Annotated in this window: 14 protein-coding genes, 1 tRNA gene and 2 rRNA genes (1 of these 17 running past the window's edge); 7 read left to right on the forward strand and 10 right to left on the reverse strand. The window is 69.8% G+C overall.

What is annotated here, in order from left to right; genetic code table 11:
• The 3 genes from ABL310_RS03350 to ABL310_RS03360 all read left to right on the forward strand — a co-directional run.
• Positions 1-2,245, forward strand: a 23S ribosomal RNA gene (locus tag ABL310_RS03350); it begins 561 nt to the left of the window's first position.
• 107 nt (positions 2,246-2,352) lie between these two features.
• A 5S ribosomal RNA gene (gene rrf, locus ABL310_RS03355) occupies positions 2,353-2,468 on the forward strand.
• Positions 2,469-2,597: 129 nt separating this feature from the next.
• Positions 2,598-2,674: transfer RNA gene (locus ABL310_RS03360), tRNA-Met, on the forward strand.
• Here ABL310_RS03360 and ABL310_RS03365 read toward each other — a convergent pair.
• Together ABL310_RS03365 and ABL310_RS03370 are read right to left on the reverse strand one after the other, a co-directional pair.
• Positions 2,653-2,943 (reverse strand): hypothetical protein, encoded by a 291-nt coding sequence (locus tag ABL310_RS03365; RefSeq protein WP_349370299.1) that lies wholly within the window; start codon positions 2,941-2,943, stop codon positions 2,653-2,655. The genes ABL310_RS03360 and ABL310_RS03365 overlap by 22 nt on opposite strands.
• 138 nt (positions 2,944-3,081) lie before the next feature.
• Positions 3,082-4,034 (reverse strand): IS630 family transposase gene (locus ABL310_RS03370; protein ID WP_349368028.1). Its coding sequence is split into 2 segments (ribosomal slippage): positions 3,082-3,692 and positions 3,692-4,034, totalling 954 coding nucleotides; the frame shifts between segments, so codons are not numbered across the junction.
• A gap of 707 nt (positions 4,035-4,741) precedes the next feature.
• On the opposite strand from ABL310_RS03370, the gene ABL310_RS03375 reads away from it, so the two are divergent.
• Positions 4,742-5,671 carry a hypothetical protein gene (locus ABL310_RS03375; protein ID WP_349370300.1) on the forward strand — a complete coding sequence of 310 codons (930 nt, stop codon included), beginning with the start codon at positions 4,742-4,744 and terminating at the stop codon, positions 5,669-5,671.
• A 286-nt stretch (positions 5,672-5,957) separates the two neighbouring features.
• Here the strand turns inward: ABL310_RS03375 and ABL310_RS03380 are convergent, their stop codons facing one another.
• The 6 genes from ABL310_RS03380 to ABL310_RS03405 form a co-directional block, all read right to left on the reverse strand.
• Entirely contained in the window at positions 5,958-6,236 is a 279-nt protein-coding gene (locus ABL310_RS03380; protein WP_349370301.1) for a hypothetical protein, read from the reverse strand.
• Between the two features lie 124 nt (positions 6,237-6,360).
• Positions 6,361-7,899, reverse strand: coding sequence for a S8 family serine peptidase (locus tag ABL310_RS03385; protein WP_349370302.1), 1,539 nt, complete (start codon positions 7,897-7,899; stop codon positions 6,361-6,363).
• 31 nt (positions 7,900-7,930) lie between these two features.
• Positions 7,931-8,845, reverse strand: coding sequence for a phosphatase PAP2 family protein (locus tag ABL310_RS03390; RefSeq protein WP_349370303.1), 915 nt, complete (start codon positions 8,843-8,845; stop codon positions 7,931-7,933).
• 42 nt (positions 8,846-8,887) lie between these two features.
• A complete protein-coding gene (locus ABL310_RS03395; protein ID WP_349370304.1) occupies positions 8,888-10,630 on the reverse strand; it encodes a hypothetical protein in 1,743 nt (580 codons plus the stop codon).
• A gap of 299 nt (positions 10,631-10,929) precedes the next feature.
• The gene (locus ABL310_RS03400; protein ID WP_349370305.1) at positions 10,930-11,637 is read right to left on the reverse strand and encodes a helix-turn-helix transcriptional regulator; all 708 of its coding nucleotides are present in this window, start codon (positions 11,635-11,637) and stop codon (positions 10,930-10,932) included.
• A gap of 94 nt (positions 11,638-11,731) precedes the next feature.
• Positions 11,732-12,238 carry a DUF2269 family protein gene (locus ABL310_RS03405; RefSeq protein ID WP_349370306.1) on the reverse strand — a complete coding sequence of 169 codons (507 nt, stop codon included), beginning with the start codon at positions 12,236-12,238 and terminating at the stop codon, positions 11,732-11,734.
• A gap of 298 nt (positions 12,239-12,536) precedes the next feature.
• On the opposite strand from ABL310_RS03405, the gene ABL310_RS03410 reads away from it, so the two are divergent.
• The 3 genes from ABL310_RS03410 to ABL310_RS03420 are packed head-to-tail and all read left to right on the forward strand — an operon-like array spanning position 12,537 to position 17,549.
• Positions 12,537-13,226 (forward strand): TetR/AcrR family transcriptional regulator, encoded by a 690-nt coding sequence (locus ABL310_RS03410; RefSeq protein WP_349370307.1) that lies wholly within the window; start codon positions 12,537-12,539, stop codon positions 13,224-13,226.
• Positions 13,227-13,237: 11 nt separating this feature from the next.
• Positions 13,238-14,344 (forward strand): efflux RND transporter periplasmic adaptor subunit, encoded by a 1,107-nt coding sequence (locus ABL310_RS03415; protein WP_349370308.1) that lies wholly within the window; start codon positions 13,238-13,240, stop codon positions 14,342-14,344.
• A gap of 58 nt (positions 14,345-14,402) precedes the next feature.
• Positions 14,403-17,549 carry an efflux RND transporter permease subunit gene (locus ABL310_RS03420; RefSeq protein WP_349370309.1) on the forward strand — a complete coding sequence of 1,049 codons (3,147 nt, stop codon included), beginning with the start codon at positions 14,403-14,405 and terminating at the stop codon, positions 17,547-17,549.
• Between the two features lie 362 nt (positions 17,550-17,911).
• Here the strand turns inward: ABL310_RS03420 and ABL310_RS03425 are convergent, their stop codons facing one another.
• Both ABL310_RS03425 and ABL310_RS03430 read right to left on the reverse strand, forming a co-directional pair.
• The gene (locus ABL310_RS03425) at positions 17,912-18,562 is read right to left on the reverse strand and encodes a phosphoribosyltransferase (protein ID WP_349370310.1); all 651 of its coding nucleotides are present in this window, start codon (positions 18,560-18,562) and stop codon (positions 17,912-17,914) included.
• Positions 18,559-19,221 (reverse strand): dienelactone hydrolase family protein, encoded by a 663-nt coding sequence (locus tag ABL310_RS03430; protein WP_349370311.1) that lies wholly within the window; start codon positions 19,219-19,221, stop codon positions 18,559-18,561. The genes ABL310_RS03425 and ABL310_RS03430 overlap by 4 nt, the downstream gene beginning before the upstream one ends.
• Positions 19,222-19,353: the final 132 nt, after the last annotated feature.

The raw sequence follows: 19,353 nt of genomic DNA on the forward strand, positions 1-19,353 counted from the left end.
TGCCTACAAACAGTGGGAGCCCAAGGTTCGTCCTGGGTGACCGCGTACCTTTTGTATAATGGGTCAGCGACTTGGCGTGTCGAGCAAGCTTAAGCCGTGAGGCGTAGGCGCAGCGAAAGCGAGTCTGAACAGGGCGTTCAGTTCGGCGCGCCAGACCCGAAACCGGGTGATCTAGCCATGAGCAGGTTGAAGGTGCGGTAACACGCACTGGAGGACCGAACCGGTGTCCGTTGAAAAGGCCTCGGATGACTTGTGGCTAGGGGTGAAAGGCCAATCAAACCCGGAGATAGCTGGTTCTCCGCGAAAGCTATTTAGGTAGCGCCTCGCATGAATGCTCCAGGGGGTAGAGCACTGGATGGGCTAGGGCTGTCCACAACGGTACCAAACCTAACCAAACTCCGAATACCTGGAAGCACTGTGCGGGAGACACACGGCGGGTGCTAACGTCCGTCGTGGAGAGGGAAACAACCCTGACCTACAGCTAAGGCCCCCAATTCGTGGCTAAGTGGGAAAGGATGTGAGGACCCCAAAACAACCAGGAGGTTGGCTTAGAAGCAGCCATCCTTTAAAGAAAGCGTAACAGCTCACTGGTCTAGTCAAGGGTCCTTGCGCCGAAAATGTAACGGGGCTCAAGCCACGAGCCGAAGCTTGGGGTGCATCTTCGGATGCGCGGTAGCGGAGCGTTCCGTAGGCCTGTGAAGGGAGACCCGCGAGGGCTCCTGGAGGTATCGGAAGTGCGAATGCTGACATGAGTAACGACAAACAGCGTGAGAGACGCTGTCGCCGAAAGTCCAAGGGTTCCTGCGTAAAGTTAATCTGCGCAGGGTCAGCCGGCCCCTAAGGCGAGGCCGAAAGGCGTAGTCGATGGGAATCAGGTGAATAGTCCTGAGCCAGCGGGTGGTGACGGATCCAAGACGTCGTAGGGCCTTATCGGATTGGCTCTGCGGCCGGCGGGTCCCGGGAAACAGCCCCCGCGCGAGACCGTACCCGAAACCGACACAGGTGGACTGGCAGAGCATGCCAAGGCGCTTGAGAGAACGATGCTGAAGGAACTCGGCAAATTACCTCCGTAACTTCGGGATAAGGAGGCCTTCCGTTTGGGCAACCAGGCGGGAGGGGCACAGACCAGGGGGTGGCGACTGTTTAGCAAAAACACAGGGCTCTGCGAAGTCGGCAAGACGACGTATAGGGTCTGACGCCTGCCCGGTGCCGGAAGGTTAAGAGGAGAGGTTCACGCCTTGAATCGAAGCCCCGGTAAACGGCGGCCGTAACTATAACGGTCCTAAGGTAGCGAAATTCCTTGTCGGGTAAGTTCCGACCTGCACGAATGGCGTAACGACTTCCCCGCTGTCTCCAGCATCGGCTCAGTGAAATTGAATTCCCCGTGAAGATGCGGGGTTCCTGCGGTCAGACGGAAAGACCCCGTGCACCTTTACTGTAGCTTTGCGCTGGCATTCGTGTCGGCATGTGTAGGATAGGTGGAAGGCTTTGAAGCGCGGGCGCCAGCTCGCGTGGAGCCGCCCTTGAAATACCACCCTTGGCGACATGGATGTCTAACCGCGATCCGTCATCCGGGTCCGGGACAGCGCATGGCAGGCAGTTTGACTGGGGCGGTCGCCTCCCAAAGAGTAACGGAGGCGCGCGACGGTGGGCTCAGACCGGTCGGAAATCGGTCGTCGAGTGCAATGGCATAAGCCCGCCTGACTGCGAGACGGACATGTCGAGCAGAGACGAAAGTCGGCCATAGTGATCCGGTGGTCCCGCGTGGGTGGGCCATCGCTCAACGGATAAAAGGTACGCCGGGGATAACAGGCTGATGATCTCCAAGAGTCCATATCGACGAGATCGTTTGGCACCTCGATGTCGACTCATCACATCCTGGGGCTGGAGCAGGTCCCAAGGGTTCGGCTGTTCGCCGATTAAAGTGGTACGTGAGTTGGGTTCAGAACGTCGTGAGACAGTTCGGTCCCTATCTGCCGTGGGTGTCGGAGATTTGAGAGGATCTGTCCCTAGTACGAGAGGACCGGGATGGACGCACCTCTGGTGGACCTGTCGTGGCGCCAGCCGCGGTGCAGGGTAGCTATGTGCGGACGGGATAACCGCTGAAGGCATCTAAGCGGGAAACCCACCTCGAAACGAGATCTCCCTCGAGAGCCGTGGTAGACCACCACGTCGATAGGCCGGGCGTGCAAGCGCAGCAATGCGTTGAGCTTACCGGTACTAATCGCTCGATCGGCTTGATCGCCTCCCATGATCCCTGCGCGCCCGAGGCGCGCGGAAACGAGAACGCGGTTCCTCGGAACCGGACCAGAGACACCTCATCACCTATGCGCGCTGTCTGTCCTTCGCCGGCCCGGTGACCGGAGCGAGGAGCATAAAACCCGATCCCATCCCGAACTCGGCCGTTAAACTCCTCAGCGCCGATGGTACTGTGACACAAGTCCCGGGAGAGTAGGTCGTCGCCGGGCCTGCAAAGGACAGACAACGCGCACCCCAGCCGAAAACCCCATCCTCTTCACGACGCCAGAACCCGCCGGCCCCGATCCCGCGAAAGGGACACATCGGGGCCGTTCGCGTTCGAGGCGAAAACGCCCTGCCGCGGGGTGGAGCAGCCCGGTAGCTCGTCAGGCTCATAACCTGAAGGTCGCAGGTTCAAATCCTGCCCCCGCAACCAAAACACAAAGCCCCGCAGGCGAAAGCCGCGGGGCTTTCTGCTGTCCGGGCCCTGCCCTCCCCGGCGATCGCGCAGAGCGTCAGGATCCGCGCCAGATCGCCGTGGAGCGTCAGCGCGACGCCGCCCCCCTCTCTCGGGACGACCACGATCTTCTCGATCATCGAGCGGATCGGCTCTATCGCGTCATCGGGACGTTCGGCGCCACCGAAGCGCTCCTCGAGCGCCGCAATGCGCCATGCGTAGAGATCGGCGACGTTCCGGTGGAACAAACCCGCCGGCTTCGGCTTCGGCGGGTCGCGCGCCGCTGCTCGAGGCGCGCCTCCTCGACCTTCGGGCCGCTATCGAACCGTGTGATCACCGGCTTGCCGCCGAACGACCCGGGCCGTTTCAACGGCTAGAGCAGATTCTCACCACTCGGGTTCATATCCTGCTGCGGTGAAGAAGTTCGCGCATTCCTCTGGCGGGAAGGCTTCGATGGCGTCGGCGACGGCGCTCCAGAGGGCGTCGCGCGTCCGGGCGGCGACCTTCCTGAGCAGGGCCTTCAGCTTGGCGAAGGCGTTCTCGATGGGGTTGAAGTCCGGGCTGTAGGGCGGCAGGAAGCGCAGCTCGGCTCCGGCCGCCTCGATGGCCTCGCGCACGGCGGGGGTCTTGTGGCTGGCGAGGTTGTCCATGATCACCACGTCGCCGGGGCTCAGCGTCGGAACCAGGACCTGCTGGACGTAGGCGAGGAAGCTCGCCGCGTTGATCGCGCCGTCGATCAGCATCGGCGCGTCGATCCCGCCGATCCTGAGCCCGGCCACGAAGGTCGTGGTGCGCCAATGGCCGTGAGGGATGCCGGCGCGCAGGCGCTCGCCTTCGGGGGCGCGGCCCCGCAACCGCGCCATCTTGGTGTTGAGCCAGGTCTCGTCGATGAAGATCAGCCGCTGCGGGTCGAGCTCGGGCTGCTCCTCGAACCAGGCCTCGCGGGCCGCGGCGACGTCGGCGCGGTCCTGCTCGCTGGCGTGGCCGGACTTTTTTTGAACGTCAGGCCGTGGCGGCCGAAGAAGCGGTGCACCGTCGAGGGCGCGAAGCGCTCGCCGTGCTCGCGCTCGAGCCGCTCGGCGATCTCGACGAGGGTGAGATCCGGCGCCTCCTCCACCATCGCGAGGATGACCGGGCCGAGCGCCTCGATCCGCCCGGACCGCGTGTCGCCGCCTTGCGCCCGCGGCGCGACCGAGCCCGTCTCGCGCCGAAGGTTGAACCACTTCACCGCCGCGGACGGCGCGATCCCGAAGCGGTCCGCCGCGGCCCGGCGGCTCATGCCGGCATCGACCGCAGCGAGGACGCGCTGCCTCAGATCCATCGAGAGGGGCTTCGTCATGGCGGCTGGCCTCCTCCGCCAGCCTCTACCGTGAATCACGAACTGGCCTCGAAGGGAATCCCCCGCGCGATTCCATCAGGAAGCGATCTGCTCTAGCAGGGCGAGTGAAACGCGTCGTTCAAACAACGAAAGTAAATACTTTGCTTCTTGCACACTCTATAGAAGACATGACAATGCACAGATTATCATCCGAATTTCAGGGGAGCCGGCCGATGAGCTCCAGCGCGCTGGAGGGGGAGGACGCGATCGCTGCTTGCCTGGTCGCGCCGTGCGACGCTCGCAACAGATCCGGAGCGCGCTTCGTCTACGCGCCGAGGAACATCTCGCGATTGTTCTCGTTTCGGGGCCTGGCGGCGTCGGTTCGTCTTTCGAACACTGGTGTGCTCGCCGCCAAGATTCAGGGACGCCCGTCACCGCCTGTTCGACCCGGTTTTTGCGAGTTCGTCATGGGCGTCGGCGGCGAGGCGTCGATTTCGTTCGAGGGTCGCAGGTCAGCGGAGCGACATCCGAACAGTCGTTTTCAGGTGACCGACGTCGGCACAGCCTCGGGCGCATCCGCGATCGGAGCTGAAAGTCGCAGTTGCAGACGCTGTCTCTAACGCGGGTTGCCGCAATCGTCGATGCGGTCGGGTCAGGAAGATCACCCTCGAGGCGCTCAGGTGCGAGGCCGCCGCCGCTTCCTCTCTACAGTGCCAGGAACGCGCCACATGTCCGGACACGTCACCCAGACCGCAGCCCAGAAATTCCTCGTCGGCCGTCGTGGCTTCATGAGGGGCGTCATCGCGATGCCCGTGGCGATAGGCCTGCGAGGGACGAGCGCGTTCGCCGATCCTCACGCTTCGGCGCTGGTCTCGGAGCGGTCGCCTGTTTCATCGCGAAACGCGGTGTTGGTCGGCCACAGCCTCGTCGCCCACGATATGCCCTGGTGGCTGCACAACCTCGTCCCCGGCGACGGCAGCGTGCAGCGGCAGGTGATCAATGGCTCGCCGCTGTCGTACAATTGGAGCAACTCGGCTGGCGCAGAGGGTATCGACAGTCGCGCCGTGATCAGCCAGGGCGACACCGACGTCCTGATCATCACCGAGGCGATCCCGCTTCAGGACCAAATCACCTGGAACGACACCTACGGCCACGCGAAGCTGTTCTATGACGCCGCGATCGACGCCAAGGCCTCGGCCCGGGTGTTCCTGTACGAGACGTGGCACGACATCGTCTGGGCCGGCGGCGAGGCCGCTTGGCGAGAACGCCTCGATACCGACCTGACCGTCTGGGAGGCGATCGTCGACCACGTCAACACGAACCGCAATGCGGGCTCCGAGATGTTGGTCGTCCCCGCCGGTCAGGCGATGGCGCGGCTCTACGACGAGATCGCCGCCGAAACCGTGCCGGGCGCGACAACGATCCGCGACTTCTTCCATGACGACATCCACCCGAACCCAGCCGGCATGTACTACGTCTCGATGCTCATGTACGCGGTGATTTGGCAGCGCTCGCCGGTCGGCCTTCCCAACACCGTCTACAACGAGTGGAACGCGCCGACCACCGTGGAGGCCGCGCTGGCCGCGCGCCTGCAGCAGCTGGCCTGGGAGACGGCGGCGAGCTACCCGCGATCGGGCGTCCGCGCAACGCCTCGATGACGGCCTGGTTGGTCGTGTCGCGGTCGCAGCAGTCGCGTTTTCGCCGTCGCGCGTGGCGGGGGGCGCGACTTCGCGATGCTGGGTGATGGTGCGCTCCGAACGAGGAGGACGAAGCCCCGCAGGCGAAAGCCGCGGGGCTCGCCGCGTTCGCGCCCCCGCTCGCCCCGACCGGACGCGGTGCGCGGAGCGGGCCGATGCGTCCGTGGCGGGGTCGCGCGAGAGCTCGGTTCGCTCCCGCGTCGGGGGCCCCTCGTCGACGGGCCCCCCCCTCTCGGCCGGCGCGTGGTCAATGATCCTCGGCCGCCCGCCGGATCGCCTCGTGGGCGGTCCACCATTCGCTGCGCGGGCCCGCCGGTGCGGACGTGAACCGGGCGCGAGGCGCGATCGAGCCCGTCGTCTGCGGATCGGGCACGGCGCGCGAGCCGCGATCGAGCGCGAGGAAGTCGAGCGCTCGCTCGCCACGGTCGTACACGGTGGTCTCGTCGATCTCCTCGGCGACCGCGGGGCTCGCCACGAGGCACAGCGCCACGGCTGCGGCGGCGATCTTCTGCTTGGCATCGAACATCTTGCGTCTCCCGTTCTTGCCCACGACAGGATCGTCGCGGGATGACGTCGATGTTGCTCGCCCAACAGAAAAACAAATCCGCCGATCAGAGGAGACGAAGACTTACTTTCACGCCCCCGAACACTCACCTCGGCGGCGGCGCGCCTCCGGCGAGTACGGCTGCGACCGCCGCACCCGCATCCACGATCCGGGCGTCGGACAGCGCGACCGGTTCCGCATCGGGAGGCGGCGGCTCGCCCGGCGCCACCGGCGCCCTCGCGGGGGCGTCGCGGCCGGTCTCCCGCAGGATGCGCTTCGCCGTGGGCCCGTCCAGCGGCCCGCCGGCGATCCGCGCCGCCCGGGCCATCAGCGCGACGACGCCGCCGACGATCGCGGTCGCCGCGGAGGTGCCCCCGAAGGCCGCATAGAGGCCGCCGCGGTCAGCGCCTCCCGGGAAGGCGCGCGCGTCGCCGGCGTAGCCCCAGTCCCCCGGCAGGTCGGTCGCCACGATCGTGCGTCGGCTGAAGGGAACCGTCGTCGCCGCGCCCGCCGCGCGGATCTCCGGCGGCTGGGTCGCGCCCTCGGGATCGAGACGCGCCTGCCGACGGTCGAGCACCTCGGAATCGTCCGAGGGCGCGTAGACGGTGACGGGGCCCCCGTTGCTGTAGCCGGCGCGATAGCCGTAGGCGCTGACGGCGCCGACCGCGATGATCCCCGCCCCCTCGATCTCGGCGAGCGAGGCCGGATAGACGAGCTGGCTCTCCCCGCTGTTGCCGGCGGCGGCGACGATCGGGATGGTCCGGCTGATCGCGACGAGAAGCCGGCGCAGGAGCTCCCAGTCGGGGTCGCGTCCCGCGTCGAGATCGTCCTCGGGCTTCGACCCGTGGAGCGCCGCCCGCTTGCGCGCGCACGCGTCCCCGGAGCCGCCGGCATCCGGCAGGGAGACCATCGGCGCGAGGAGCGGATCGGGGAACTCGCGCGGGACGACGATGACGTCCGCCCGCATCGCCTCCGCATAGAGCAGCGCCGCGACGAGGGATTCCGGATCTGGGTCGAAGGCGGTCTTGATCGGGATCAGGCGCGAATACGGATCGACCCCCGCATAGGCGATCCCGGCCTCCCGCTCCGTCCCGAGCCCGGGGTCCCCGACGATGAGGCCCGCCGCCGCCGTGCCGTGCGCGGGAAAGGCGCGGTCGTAGAAGGCCGTGCGACGGCGTGTCCCGGGGGCGTGACGCAGGCGCGAGACGATGGCGCCGAGGCGCTCCGTCTGGGCCTGCGTGAGCGGGCCGAAGCGGGTGAGGTCCCCGCCGAGCGCGGCGAAGAAGCTGTCCGCCTTTCGCCCTTCGTCCGCCGTCTTCCCTTCCGGCTCCGCGTCGTCGGGCCGATAGCGCGCGCCGGCGGGATGGGTCGCGAGATCGATCGCCTCCGCCCCTGCGACGCTGCCGAGATCCGGGTGGCCCTCGCCCACGCCGACATCGATCAGGGCGACGCGCGCGGGCGAAGCCGTATCGGTCCGCGCCGCCTCGGCGATGGTGTCCCAGACCGTGCGCAGAACACGCGGGCACGGCCCGCCGTCGTCGTCGTCGAGCTCCAGCACGCCGACGGCGACGAGATGCCAGAGGCCGTCATAGGCCTCCTCCACGGACGCCGCTGCGGACGTCGTCTGGTGTTTCGTCTCCGGCACGGCTCGGTCCTCCGTTCGCGCAGCCTCGATCTCACAGCCATTCGTCCCGCGCGGCGGCGATCTCTTCCGCGCAGGCCTCGAGCAGGTAGGGCAGGAAGCGGCGGGCGAGCGCCTTGCCCGCCTGCGTGTCGCTCGCATAGTGCAGCCCCGCCCATTCGCGGTTCTCCGCGACGCGCTGCGCCGCCGCGAACAGCTCCGTCGTCGCCGGATGCTCCGGCAGCAGCGTCGTGAACGCGTAGGCTACGGAGAACGACTGGAAGGCGTGGTTGCTCGGATAGGCGAGATGGGGCGGGTTCGGCAGGATCGGCCTCAGCCGAGGCTCGATCTGGTTCGGCCGCGGGCGCCCGAAGCGGTCCTTGTAGAGGAAGCCGACATAGGCGCACAGCGAGAGGATGGTCTGGAACAGGCCGTTCGTCGCGTCGTAGCCGTCGAGCCCGTCCACCCCGAGAGGGCGCGTGAAGGCGGAGACGTCGAGGCCGGCCTCCAGCAGGATGTCGGGGCGCCGCCGCTCGCGTTCCTCGACCCGTGCCTGCTTCTCGAGCAGCGCCTCGGTCTCGACCCGCGTCTCGTCGGGGTCCGGCGGAGGCGCGATGTCGAGGCGCTCCCAGGGCAGGTCCCGGACCGCCAGCGACGAGGGCAGCGGCGCGAGGTGCAGGCGGCGCACGGCCTCGGCGGGGAAGAGACCCGCCCAGCCGCCGAGCGCGTTGCCGTCGAGGCCGGACTTGGTCTTCGTCTTGGTCTTGGTTTTCGTCTTGGTCTTGGTCTTCGTCAGAGCGCTCCCGCCGAGCGGGGCGACGAAGGGCCGGCGCGTCGCGCCGGGGCCGCCGACATCGGGTGGCGGCGCCGCCACGGGCCTCCCCACGGGCACGAGGAGCCCGCCGCGCACCATGAAGCGCCCGGCGTTCAGGACCGCTGCGGTTCGGGAGGGAGACGCAACGTCGGTCATGGGTCTCGTCCTTTCACTCGTCCTGCGTGAGCGGCCGGCCGGTCAGCCGCGCACGCGCGGGACGCCGGCCTTGATCAAGCCCTCGACGAACGCCCCCCCGCCGCCGGAGCGCACCAACGGGTAATGCGCCTCGCGCAGCCCGGCGATGGAGAAGTCCGGCTCCATCGTCTCCAGCCGCGCCAGGGCGGCGCGCGCGTTCTCGCGCTCGTCGAGCTGGGCGTAGCTGGAGACGAGGAAACGCAGCGCCGCGATGAAGCCCGGGCGCTCCTCGAGCACCAGCCGGCCGGCGCGCACGGCGTCCTCGTGCCGCCCGGCGAGGGAGGCGTTGATGCAAACGGACGTATCGAAATAGTAGCGGTAGGGGCTGAACCCGCCGAGCTGCCGCGCCCAGCGCGCGCACGCGAGACCCGTCGGCGCCCGCCCGATATAGGCGTGCGTCATGGCGTAGAGGTCCCAGGTCAGCGGCTGGAACGGGTTGATGGCGATCGCGCGCTCGAACAGGTCCGCGGCGACGTCGTACTCGCCGAAGAGGAAGGCGCGCACGTGCCCGGTCAGCGCGAGGACGAGGGCGTTGTGCGGCTCGCGCGCCACCGCTGCCTGGCTGAGCGCCTGGGCTTCGTCGAGCTCGGCGAGCGTGTCCGCCCCGTAGCGCTGGCCGATGCGCAACGTCTTCAGGAAGGCGAGCCAGGCGCTCGCCTGGGCGCTGGGCCCTGCTGCGAGCGCGGCGCGCAGGGTGCGGTCGGCGCGGTCGAGATCGGCGGCGCCGAGGCGGAACATGGCGTCGACGGCGGAGAGCACGAGGCCGCCGGGGCCGCCGTCCCGCTCGCGATCCTCGACGAGAAGCTGAAGCAGCCTGTCCACGGCCCGGCGCACCGTCGGGAACAGCGCGTTCGGCTCGGGCTCGAAAAGCAGGCGAGGCGGCACCGGCTCGCTGTCGATCCACACGACGGCGCGATCGGCGGTCCGCTGGACGGTGAGGCTCAGGCGCAGCGCGCCGGCGGCGCCCACGAGCCGCGTCTGGAACAGGTAGTCGAGGCCGGGCAGAAGCGCGTCGGGCGCCGCCGCCTGGATCGGGCTCGCATCGGCGCCGAGCTGCGAGACGGCGATCTCGCCGGTCTCGATCAGGCTCTTGGCGACGAGCTCACCGACGCGCTCGACGGCGACCATCGCGGCCGGATCGCCGATCGCCACGGGCAGAAGCCCCACGCGCACGAGCGGGCGCGCGCGGCCGGCGCCGTCGTCGCCGCGCTGGATCGGTGCGGCGGGCGTGCGGGGCGTGCGCCGGCGCGCCTCGTCACCGGGTGCGTCGCGAGGAGGAGGCGCGGCGCCGCTCGCCTGCCGGTTGGCCCAGGCCTGCCGCTCGATCGTGAGCCACTCCTCGAACTCGGGGTCGCCGACGTCGAGCCCCTCGAGCAGGTCCGATCCGTCCTCGAGCGTCCCGGCCTTCTCGCCGTCCCGGACGTCGATCCAGACCCTCTCGAGCGAGAGCGAGATCGTGTTCTTGTCGGCGACGAGGATCTCCTCGGCCACGGGGCCCAGCGCCTTGCGCATCTCGCTGAGCGCCTGGCGGAGGCAGGCGCCGCCCTGCTCTTCCCGGCGATCGCTCCACAGCTTGTCGCGCAGCCAGACGCGGCTGCGCGAGCCCCGCGGCGAGAGGGCGAGAAGAGCGAGGAGCGCACGAACCTTCGGGCCCAGGGGCGTGTGGTCGCGCCCCGCGGCGTCGGTCACCTGGAGGGGGCCGAGCAGGTGGACACGACAGACCATGCCTGCGGGCAGGCTCGCCATGATGCTTGGTCTCGAAGTGTTTTGATCCGGACAGAAGTCTAGGCGATGATCTTCGACCGCGCAAGAAAAAGACCTCCTGACGTTACGGAAGTAAATAGAACAAAATTCAGGATGTCTTCGTGGTTCATAGTCGAAGCGAGCGCCGCCGGCGCGCGCTCCCGCGGCGCCGTGGCGTTCCGTCCCGTGCTGGCCGATTGCTGGCATGCGTCCGCGCTCCCGATGCGACGGCGCCGCCGGTGCGGCCCGTCACGTCCGCCGGGATGGTCCACGCCCGGCGTCAGCGCGGCGTCAGCGCTGCGTCAGCGCGCGCCCGAACCGTCGTTTTCGGCCCCCGGCGGGGCGTCGTCGTCCGCGGCGGCGCGCGCGGGCGTCTCGGCGAGGAGGCGCGAGACGAGCTGCGCCTGGCGGCGCGCGCCGGTCTTCTCGAAGACGTGCTTGAGATGCGTGCGCGCGGTCGCGTGCGAGATGCCGGCGCGGCGCGCATAGGCGCCGATCCCCTCGCCGCGCAGCATCTCCCGGGCGCAGCACGCTTCCGCGGGCGTCAGCCCGAACCGCAGCTGCAGGTCGGCGAGGGACGGCGACGCGTCCCGGAGCTCGGGCAGGAACAGGGCGGCGACGGGGCCGCACCCGTCGGGGTCGCTCGCACGCGCCAGCGGGACGAGGCGGGCGAGCAGCGGATCGTCGTCGCCCTCCGCGGCGATCAGGACGCTGCGCCGACGCGGTCCGCCGGCGACGGCGTGGCGCAGGTCGGCCGTCGCTTTCGGCGAGCCGGCGCGCAGCTTGCCGTCGGCGGCGCAGACGAGCCGCCGCGCGTCGAGGATGCGACGCGCCGGCGCCGTCGCGAACAGGACGCGCGCCTGGCGATCGAGCAGGACGATCCCCGTCTCCAGATGCGCGAGGGCGTGGACGAGGGCGTCCTCCACGCGGCCTCCCTGGGCGCGCAGGCTCGGGCGCGGCGCCGGGGCCGCGGCGGGACGCGTCTCGTGGTGATGAAGGACGAGGTTCATGTCGGTCTCCCGGTCTCGCGTTCGGATGCGCGATCGGTACACCGGCCCCGTGATCGACCCGTGAGGGGCCCGTCAGCGCAGCGCCGCGGCCCCGTCAGCCCGCACGCTTCGTCGCCGTCGCCTCCCCGGAGCCGAGACGCAGCAGCCGCGGACGCCAGACCCCGAGCACCACGTTGGCCACGGCGATCGCCGCGACCACCGCGAGCGTGCCCCATTCCAGCGTGACCAGCTCGGCGAGGGCGCCGGGCGGCGCCTCGCCCCGCGCGATCCGTTCGGAGACGGTCGCCGCGTGGTCCGCCTTGGCGCTCACGATGGTGAGGGTGCCCTTGAACATGAGGATCCCGAGCAGCGCCTTGATCCAGACCCAGCCGAGGTCGAGAAACGGGCGGTGCACGATCATCGACACGAGGCCCGAGACGAGCGCCACCGCCAGCGAGGGCAGGAGGACGTAGTCGCTGATGACCGTGATCGACCGCCTCAGGTCGGCATAGGCCGCGGGCGTCTCCTGCGGCGCCGCCAGGAGCAGGATCGCATAGCAGGCGAGCCCGCCGAGCAGCCCCCCGGCGGCGAGCGAGTGCAGGATCTTCACGGCCTTGCGCATGGGACACCTCTCCGGCGGCGCAGCCCATTCGTTGTAGGGCGACCCGCGCCGCGGTGAAGGGGCGCCGACGATCCGCGGGTGGCTCTCTATTTTCCGCACCGCAGCAATTTCTTTCCCAAATCGCGGGGCGCCCCCTTGACTCCGGGGCGGCTCTGCAGCAGATGAATGAGCGTTCACTCAGTGTGAATGAGCGTTCATTCAGGCTCTGCGTCGTCGCGGTCTACCGTGAACGCTCCCGCGCGGCGTCCCGTCCGTCGCGCCACCCGTCGCGTATGCCGATCCGGAAAGGAACCCGTCCGTGGACGATCAGGCGCTGACCCAGCACGAGCCCGTTCAGGCGCAGGACAAGCGCGCCGCGATCCTCAACGCGGCCGAGACCTGCTTCGCGCGCAGCGGCTTCCACCGCACGACGATGCAGGACATCGCGGCGGAGGCCGGGATGTCCGTGGGCAATCTCTACCGCTATTTCGCCAACAAGGACGCGGTCATCGTCGGGCTCGGCGAGCGGGATCGGGCCGAGGTGGCGCGGGACTTCGCCCGCCTGGACGAGGCCGAGGACTTCCTCGCCGCCTTCCGCGCCGTCGGCGAGAAGCACCTGCGCGACGCGCCCGCCACGCGCACCGCCATCTGCCTCGAGATCTGGGCGGAGGCGACGCGCAACGCGACCTTCGCCGAGCTCACCCGCGCCTTCGAGACCGAGGTCACCGGACGCCTGGAGCGCGCCTTCGCCGCCGCCCAGGCGCGCGGCGCGATCAAGGCGAAGGCCGATCCGCGGGCGCTCGCCATCACCATCGGCACGCTGGCCGACGGGCTCTACGTGCGTCGCGGCGTCTCCCACGCCTTCGATGCGGAGGCCGAGATCGACCGCATCCTGGCGCTCGTCGGCGCCATCCTGAACGGCGCCATCGATTGCGTCATCGCGCCGTCCTCCGGCGCCGCCCCTTGCCATTCCGACGCCGCGGCGGATGCGCCCGGCGACGCTTCCTGAGGTCTTTCCCCATGATCGCCTCGCGCATCGCATCGGTCGCCATCGTCATCGGCGCCGTCGCCTGGGTCGCCTCCGGCCAGGAGGTGATCACCAGGATCCTCGGCGAGCCCACCGCCGCCGTCGCCGCCGCACCGGAGCCCGCCCCCGCCGTCTCGGCGGAGGAGAACCTGTTCTCGGTCGCCGTCCAGCGCGTCTCGGTGGAGGACCACGCCCGCGCCATCACGCTCTCGGGCTTCACCCGCGCCGACCGGCGCGCCGACGCGGTCACCCGCGCCCAGGGCGTCGTCGTCGAGCTGCCCGTGCGCCGCGGCGACCGGGTGGAGAACGGCGACGTGATCGCCGTCCTTTCCGACGAGGCGCGCGAGAGCAACGTCCTGCAGGCCCGCGCGCGGCTGGAGCAGCGCGAGGCCGAGTACGAGGCCAAGAGCCGGCTGATCGAGAACGGCACCCTGCCGGTGCTGGACCGGGTGGAGCTCGAGGCGAACCTCAAGGCCGCCGAGGCGGCGCTCGCGCAGGCGCAGGCCGAGCGCGACCGCGGCGTGGTGCGCGCGCCGATCGCGGGCATCGTCGACGCGGTTCCGGCCGAGCTCGGCCAGGCGCTGCAGGTCGGCGACCCGATCGCCGAGATCATCGCCCTCGATCCGATGCTCGTCGTCGTCGAGGTCGCCGAGCGTCAGCTCGGCGGCGTCGCGGTCGGCGACCCGGCCACCGTGCGGCTCGTCACCGGCCAGACCGCCGAGGGCGCGGTGCGCTTCGTCTCGAACCGCGCGAGCGAAGGCACGCGCACCTACCGGGTCGAGATCGGCATCGACAACGACGACGGCGCCATCGCCGACGGCGTCACGGCCGAGGCGACGCTGCGGCTCGCGGCGGTGCCCTCCGCCCGCATCCCGCGCTCGGCGCTGACCTTCTCGAGCGAGGGCGCGCTCGGCGTGCGCCTCGTCGACGAGGAGGACCGGGTCGGCTTCGCGCCGGTCACGCTGGTCGAGGACGGGCGCGAGACGATCTGGGTCGCGGGCCTTTCGGACGGGGCACGGATCATCGTCCAGGGCCAGGATTTCGTGGTGGAGGGCCAGCGGGTCGCGCCGGTCCCCTTCGCCGTCGCCGCGCGCCGCTGAGCGCGCGCCTCGACGCCAACGCTTTCACGGGAGCCCGGCCGCGCGCCGGGGCATGATGATGGGCCGCATCGTCGACTACGCCATCTCGCACGCGCGCCTGACGCTGTCCGTGCTCGTCTTCCTGCTTCTGGCCGGCTTCATGGCCTACCAGAGCATCCCCAAGGAAGCCGAGCCGGACGTGCAGGTCCCGCTCGTCTATGTCGGGCTCCACCTCAACGGCATCTCGCCGGAGGATTCCGAGCGGCTGCTGCTGCGGCCCATGGAGACGGAGCTGAAGTCCGTCGAGAGCGTCAAGGAGATGCGCTCGGCCGCCTACGAGGGCGGCGGCTTCGTGCTGCTCGAGTTCGAGGCGGGCTTCGACGGCGACGCGGCGCTCGCCGACGTGCGCGCCAAGGTCGACACCGCCCGCTCGCAGCTGCCGCGGGACGCCGACGAGCCGACGGTGGAGGAGGTCAACCTCTCGCTCTTCCCCGTCCTCGTCGTGGCGCTCGGCGGCGACCTGCCGGAGCGCACGCTCCTGCGGCTCGCCCGCGACGCGGAGACCGCGATCGAGCAGGTGCCCGGCGTGCTCTCGGCGGAGATGAAGGGCGCGCGCGACGAGGTCGTCGAGATCATCGCCGAGCCGATGCTGCTGCGCTCCTACGGGCTCGACCTCACCGACGTGATCAACGCCTTCAACGCCGGCAACAGCCTCGTCGCCGCGGGCGCGATCGAGGGCGAGAGCGGGCGTTTCGCGGTGAAGGTGCCCGCGCTGATCGAGACGGCGCAGGACATCCTCGACTTCCCCATCGCCGCCTCCGGAGACGCGGTGGTGCGCCTCGGCGACGTCGCGGAAGTGCGCCCGACCTTCAAGGACGCGGACTCGATCACCCGCATCAACGGCAAGCCGGCCATCGTGCTGGAAGTCTCGAAGCGCACCGGCGCCAACCTGATCGAGACCGTCGACGCCGTGAAGGAGACCGTGCTGGCGCTCCAGGCCGCGTGGCCGGCCACGGTCGATGTGACCTTCACGCAGGACAAGTCCGGCGACATCCGCACCATGCTGCACGAGCTGCAGAACTCGGTCGCGACCGCGGTGCTGCTGGTGGCCGTGATCATGCTCTACTCGCTCGGTGCGCGCGCCTCGCTGTTCATCGGCATCGCCATCCCGGGCGCGTTCCTGGCGGGCATCCTCGGGCTCTATCTCGCCGGGCTCACCGTCAACATCGTCGTCCTGTTCTCGCTCATCCTCGCGGTCGGCATGCTCGTCGACGACGCCATCATCGTCTCCGAATTCGCCGAGCGGCGCATGGCGGAGGGCATGCCGGCGCCGCAGGCCTACGCGCTCGCGGCCAAGCGCATGGCCGGGCCGGTGACGGCGGCCACCGCGACGCGCATCGCCGCCTTCTCGCCGCTGCTGTTCTGGCCGGGCATCGTCGGCGAGTTCATGATGTACATGCCGATCACGCTGATCGCGACGCTCTCGGCCTCGCTCGTGATCGCGCTGATCTTCACGCCGACGCTCGGCGCGCTGCTCGCCAAGCCCCCGAAGGAGATCCACGAGGAGGGCATGCTCCCGCAGCGCGGGGCCTACATGCGCCTGATCCGCGTGGTGACCCGCCATCCCCTCGTCACCATCGTGCTGACGATCGCGCTCCTCGTCTCGGTGGTGCAGACCTACGGGCGCTACGGCAACGGCGTCGAGTTCTTCCCCGAGGTCGAGCCCGAGTTCGCCCTCGTCCAGGTGCGGGCGCGCGGCAACATGTCGATCGCCGAGAAGGACGGGCTCGTGCGCACCGTCGAGCAGCGGCTGCTCGGCATGGAGGAGCTCGAGACGGTCTACGCCCGCGTCGGCGGCGGCGATCGCGGCTCGCAGGAGGTGACCGAGGACACGATCGGCACGATCCAGTTCGAGCTCGTCGACTGGCGCGAGCGCCGCTCGGCCTCCGAGATCATGGCCGACATCCGCCTGCGCACGGCGGACATCCCGGGCGCGCTCATCGAGGTGACGAAGCCGCCGGCGGGCCCGCCCACGGGCAAGCCCGTCACGATCGAGATCGGCGCGCTCGATCCCGACGCCCTCTACCCGGCCGCCGAGCGCGTCGCCGAGATGCTGCGCGCCGTCCCGGACGTGCGGGACGTCGACGACGGCCTGCCGCTGCCCGGCGTCGACTGGACGCTCGAGGTCGACAAGGCCGAGGCCGCCCGCTACGGCGCCAACGCCATCACGGTGGGCAACATGGTCCAGCTCGTGACGAACGGGCTCAAGGTCACGGAGTACCGTCCCAGCAACACCGACACGTCGGTGGACATCCTGGTGCGCTTCCCGCCCGACCGGCGCGACCTGAACCAGCTCGACGAGCTGCGGGTGGAGACGCCCGCGGGCTCGGTGCCGATCGCGAACTTCGTCACCCGCGAGCCGGCGCCGCGCGTGGGCCTGATCAACCGCGTCGACGGCCGCCGCGTGGTCACGGTGACGGCGAACGTCGCAGAGGGCGTGCAGTCCGCCGCCGTGCAGCAGGCGGTGATGGGCGAGCTCGCCGCGATGGATCTCGGGCCGGGCATCACCTGGCGGATGAAGGGCGAGGACGAGGAGCGCGAGAAGGCCGGCGCCTTCCTCACCCAGGCCTTCGGCGCGGCTTTGTTCCTGATTTTCGCGATCCTGCTCGCGCAGTTCAACAAGTTCTCGAGCGTGCTGATCACCCTCTCGGCCGTGGTGATGTCGACCATCGGCGTCCTGATCGGCCTGATGGTGATGGGCCAGGCCTTCGGCGTGGTGATGACCGGCATCGGCATCATCGCCAATGCGGGCGTGATCGTGAACAACAACATCGTGCTCATCGACACCTACGACCGCCTGCGGCGGGAGGGGGTGGCGGCGCGCGAGGCGATCCTGCGCACCTGCAACGAGCGCGCCCGCCCGGTGATGCTCACCGCCGTCACCGCCGTTCTCGGCGTGCTCGGCATCGCCTTCGGCGTGAACATCGACCTCGTCAACCGCGGCATCGACGTCGGCGCGCCCTCGACGCAATGGTGGGTCCACCTCTCGACCGCCATCGTCTTCGGCCTGTCCTTCGCGACGCTGCTCACGCTGATCGTCACCCCCGCCATGCTGATGACGCTCGCCGACCTCGCCGCCTGGCGCGACCGCCGGCGGGAGCGGCGCGCCGAGCGCAGGGCCGCGCGGATGGCGGCGAAGGAGGCGGCGGCGATGCCGGCTGAGTGAGCGGGCTTCCGGAGCTGGAGAGTCGCCGGCTTTCGTGTCGGTGAGCGACGGATGCCGCTAGCCGGCGATCTCCCCTCTCCCTCGCGGCTCCTCGGTGCACACATTTCCTTCAGTCGAGCGTCGGCGACCGCGTGCTCGGGGAGCGGACGAGCGGCGCTCGTCTTTCCTTCCCCTACAGGGAAGGAGAAAGGCTCGGCGCCCGTCGAGCAGCTCCGCGACGTCGCTCGTCCTCGGCTGCCGGCGGCGCGGAACGATGTGTGAAGAGACGAGCCACGACGGGGAGGGGAACGGGCGTCGCGCTCGTGGTCAGGCGCCGCGAACCCCGGAGCGTCGTGACGCCGGAGGTCTTCAGCGGAGCGGAGCTACCCCCTCCGCGACAGCGCCTCCACCACCTCCGCGTCCGTCGTCTGGTCGAAGTTCTCGTAATAGAGCCCCACCGCGTGGAAGGGATAGGGCGTCGCGAGCGCCACGACCTCGTCGGCCTCCTCGCGCAGGGCCTCCACCGTCTCGATCGGGGCGACCGGGACGGCGAGGATGCGGCGGGCGGCGCCGGCCTTCTTCAGGGCGCGCAAAGCCGCCTTGGCGGTGGAGCCGGTGGCGACGCCGTCGTCGACGACGATCACCGTCTTGCCGCGCACGTCGAGCGGGGGCCTGTCGCCGAGATAGGCGCGTCGGCGCCTCTCGATCTCGGCGAGCTCGCGGTTCTTGGTCTCCTCCAGATAGGCCGCGTCGGCGCCGGCCATCCGGGCGGTGTGCTCGTCGATGACGACCTGCGGGTCGGCGCCGTCGACCACGGCGCCGATGCCGTATTCCGCATGGCCCGGCGCGCCGATCTTGCGCACCATGACGAGGTCGAGCGGCGCGTCGAGCGCGTCGGCCACCTCGACCGCGACGGGCACGCCGCCGCGGGGCAACGCCAGCACGATCGTGCCCTCGCCCCTGTGCGGAGCGAGGGTCTTGGAGAGCGCCTGGGCGAGGCGGCGGCCCGCCTCGATGCGGTCCCGGAACATCATCGCGTCACCAGATGCGTCTCGAACCAGCCCTTGGCGAGGTCGGTCACGCGCTCGAGCGCGCCCTTCTCCTCGAAGAGATGCGTCGCGCCGGGCACGATCTCCATCTTCTTCTCGCAGGTCAGCGCATCGAGCGCGCGCTGGTTCAGGGGCAGCACCTCGACGTCCTCGCCGCCCACGATCAGCAGCGTCGGCGCGCGGACCTGCTCGAGGGCGATCCCGGCGAGATCCGGCCGCCCGCCGCGGGAGACCACGGCGCGGACCGCGCCGGGCAGGCGCGTCTCGGCGACGAGCGCCGCGGCCGCCCCCGTCGAGGCGCCGAAGAAGCCGATCGGCGTGTCTCCGAGGCCGGAATGCGTGCGCACCCAATGCGTCGTGTCGACGAGGCGTTCCGAGAGGAGATTGATGTCGAACACGTTCTCCCGGTTCGCCATCTCGCCCGAGAGCAGCAGGTCGAACAAGAGCGTGCCGAATCCCGCCCGGCGCAGCTCCTCCGCGACCTGGCGGTTGCGCGGCGACAGCCGGCTCGAGCCCGAGCCGTGGGCGAAGACGACGAGCCCGCGGCCCGGGGCGGGCAGCGCGAGCTCGCCGGGGAGGTTCATCGGCTCGACATTGATGTCGATGGGCGGCGCGGCCGGGCGGATGGTCTCGGTGTCGGCCATGGGTCGCCTCCTTTCGTGTATCGGTCTCCCCGGAGAAGTCGCGGAGTGGGCGTGGAGTTTCGTGAGCAAGCACGGCTCGGCCTTCCGCGCGACAGGGGGCCGCGCGGCGCATATGTCGCGCAACGGCTCTTT

Origin of the sequence: Salinarimonas sp., from assembly GCF_040111675.1 — a bacterium.
In the GTDB taxonomy this organism is placed as follows: domain Bacteria; phylum Pseudomonadota; class Alphaproteobacteria; order Rhizobiales; family Beijerinckiaceae; genus Salinarimonas.

Excerpts from the sequence above, each read along its gene's own strand:
- ABL310_RS03375 (WP_349370300.1), top strand. The coding sequence starts at position 4,742 with ATGTCCGGACACGTCACCCAGACCGCAGCCCAGAAATTCCTCGTCGGC.
- ABL310_RS03380 (WP_349370301.1), bottom strand. The coding sequence starts at position 6,236 with ATGTTCGATGCCAAGCAGAAGATCGCCGCCGCAGCCGTGGCGCTGTGC.
- ABL310_RS03390 (WP_349370303.1), bottom strand. The coding sequence starts at position 8,845 with ATGACCGACGTTGCGTCTCCCTCCCGAACCGCAGCGGTCCTGAACGCC.
- ABL310_RS03395 (WP_349370304.1), bottom strand. The coding sequence starts at position 10,630 with ATGGCGAGCCTGCCCGCAGGCATGGTCTGTCGTGTCCACCTGCTCGGC.
- ABL310_RS03400 (WP_349370305.1), bottom strand. The coding sequence starts at position 11,637 with ATGAACCTCGTCCTTCATCACCACGAGACGCGTCCCGCCGCGGCCCCG.
- ABL310_RS03405 (WP_349370306.1), bottom strand. The coding sequence starts at position 12,238 with ATGCGCAAGGCCGTGAAGATCCTGCACTCGCTCGCCGCCGGGGGGCTG.
- ABL310_RS03415 (WP_349370308.1), top strand. The coding sequence starts at position 13,238 with ATGATCGCCTCGCGCATCGCATCGGTCGCCATCGTCATCGGCGCCGTC.
- ABL310_RS03420 (WP_349370309.1), top strand. The coding sequence starts at position 14,403 with ATGGGCCGCATCGTCGACTACGCCATCTCGCACGCGCGCCTGACGCTG.
- ABL310_RS03425 (WP_349370310.1), bottom strand. The coding sequence starts at position 18,562 with ATGATGTTCCGGGACCGCATCGAGGCGGGCCGCCGCCTCGCCCAGGCG.
- ABL310_RS03430 (WP_349370311.1), bottom strand. The coding sequence starts at position 19,221 with ATGGCCGACACCGAGACCATCCGCCCGGCCGCGCCGCCCATCGACATC.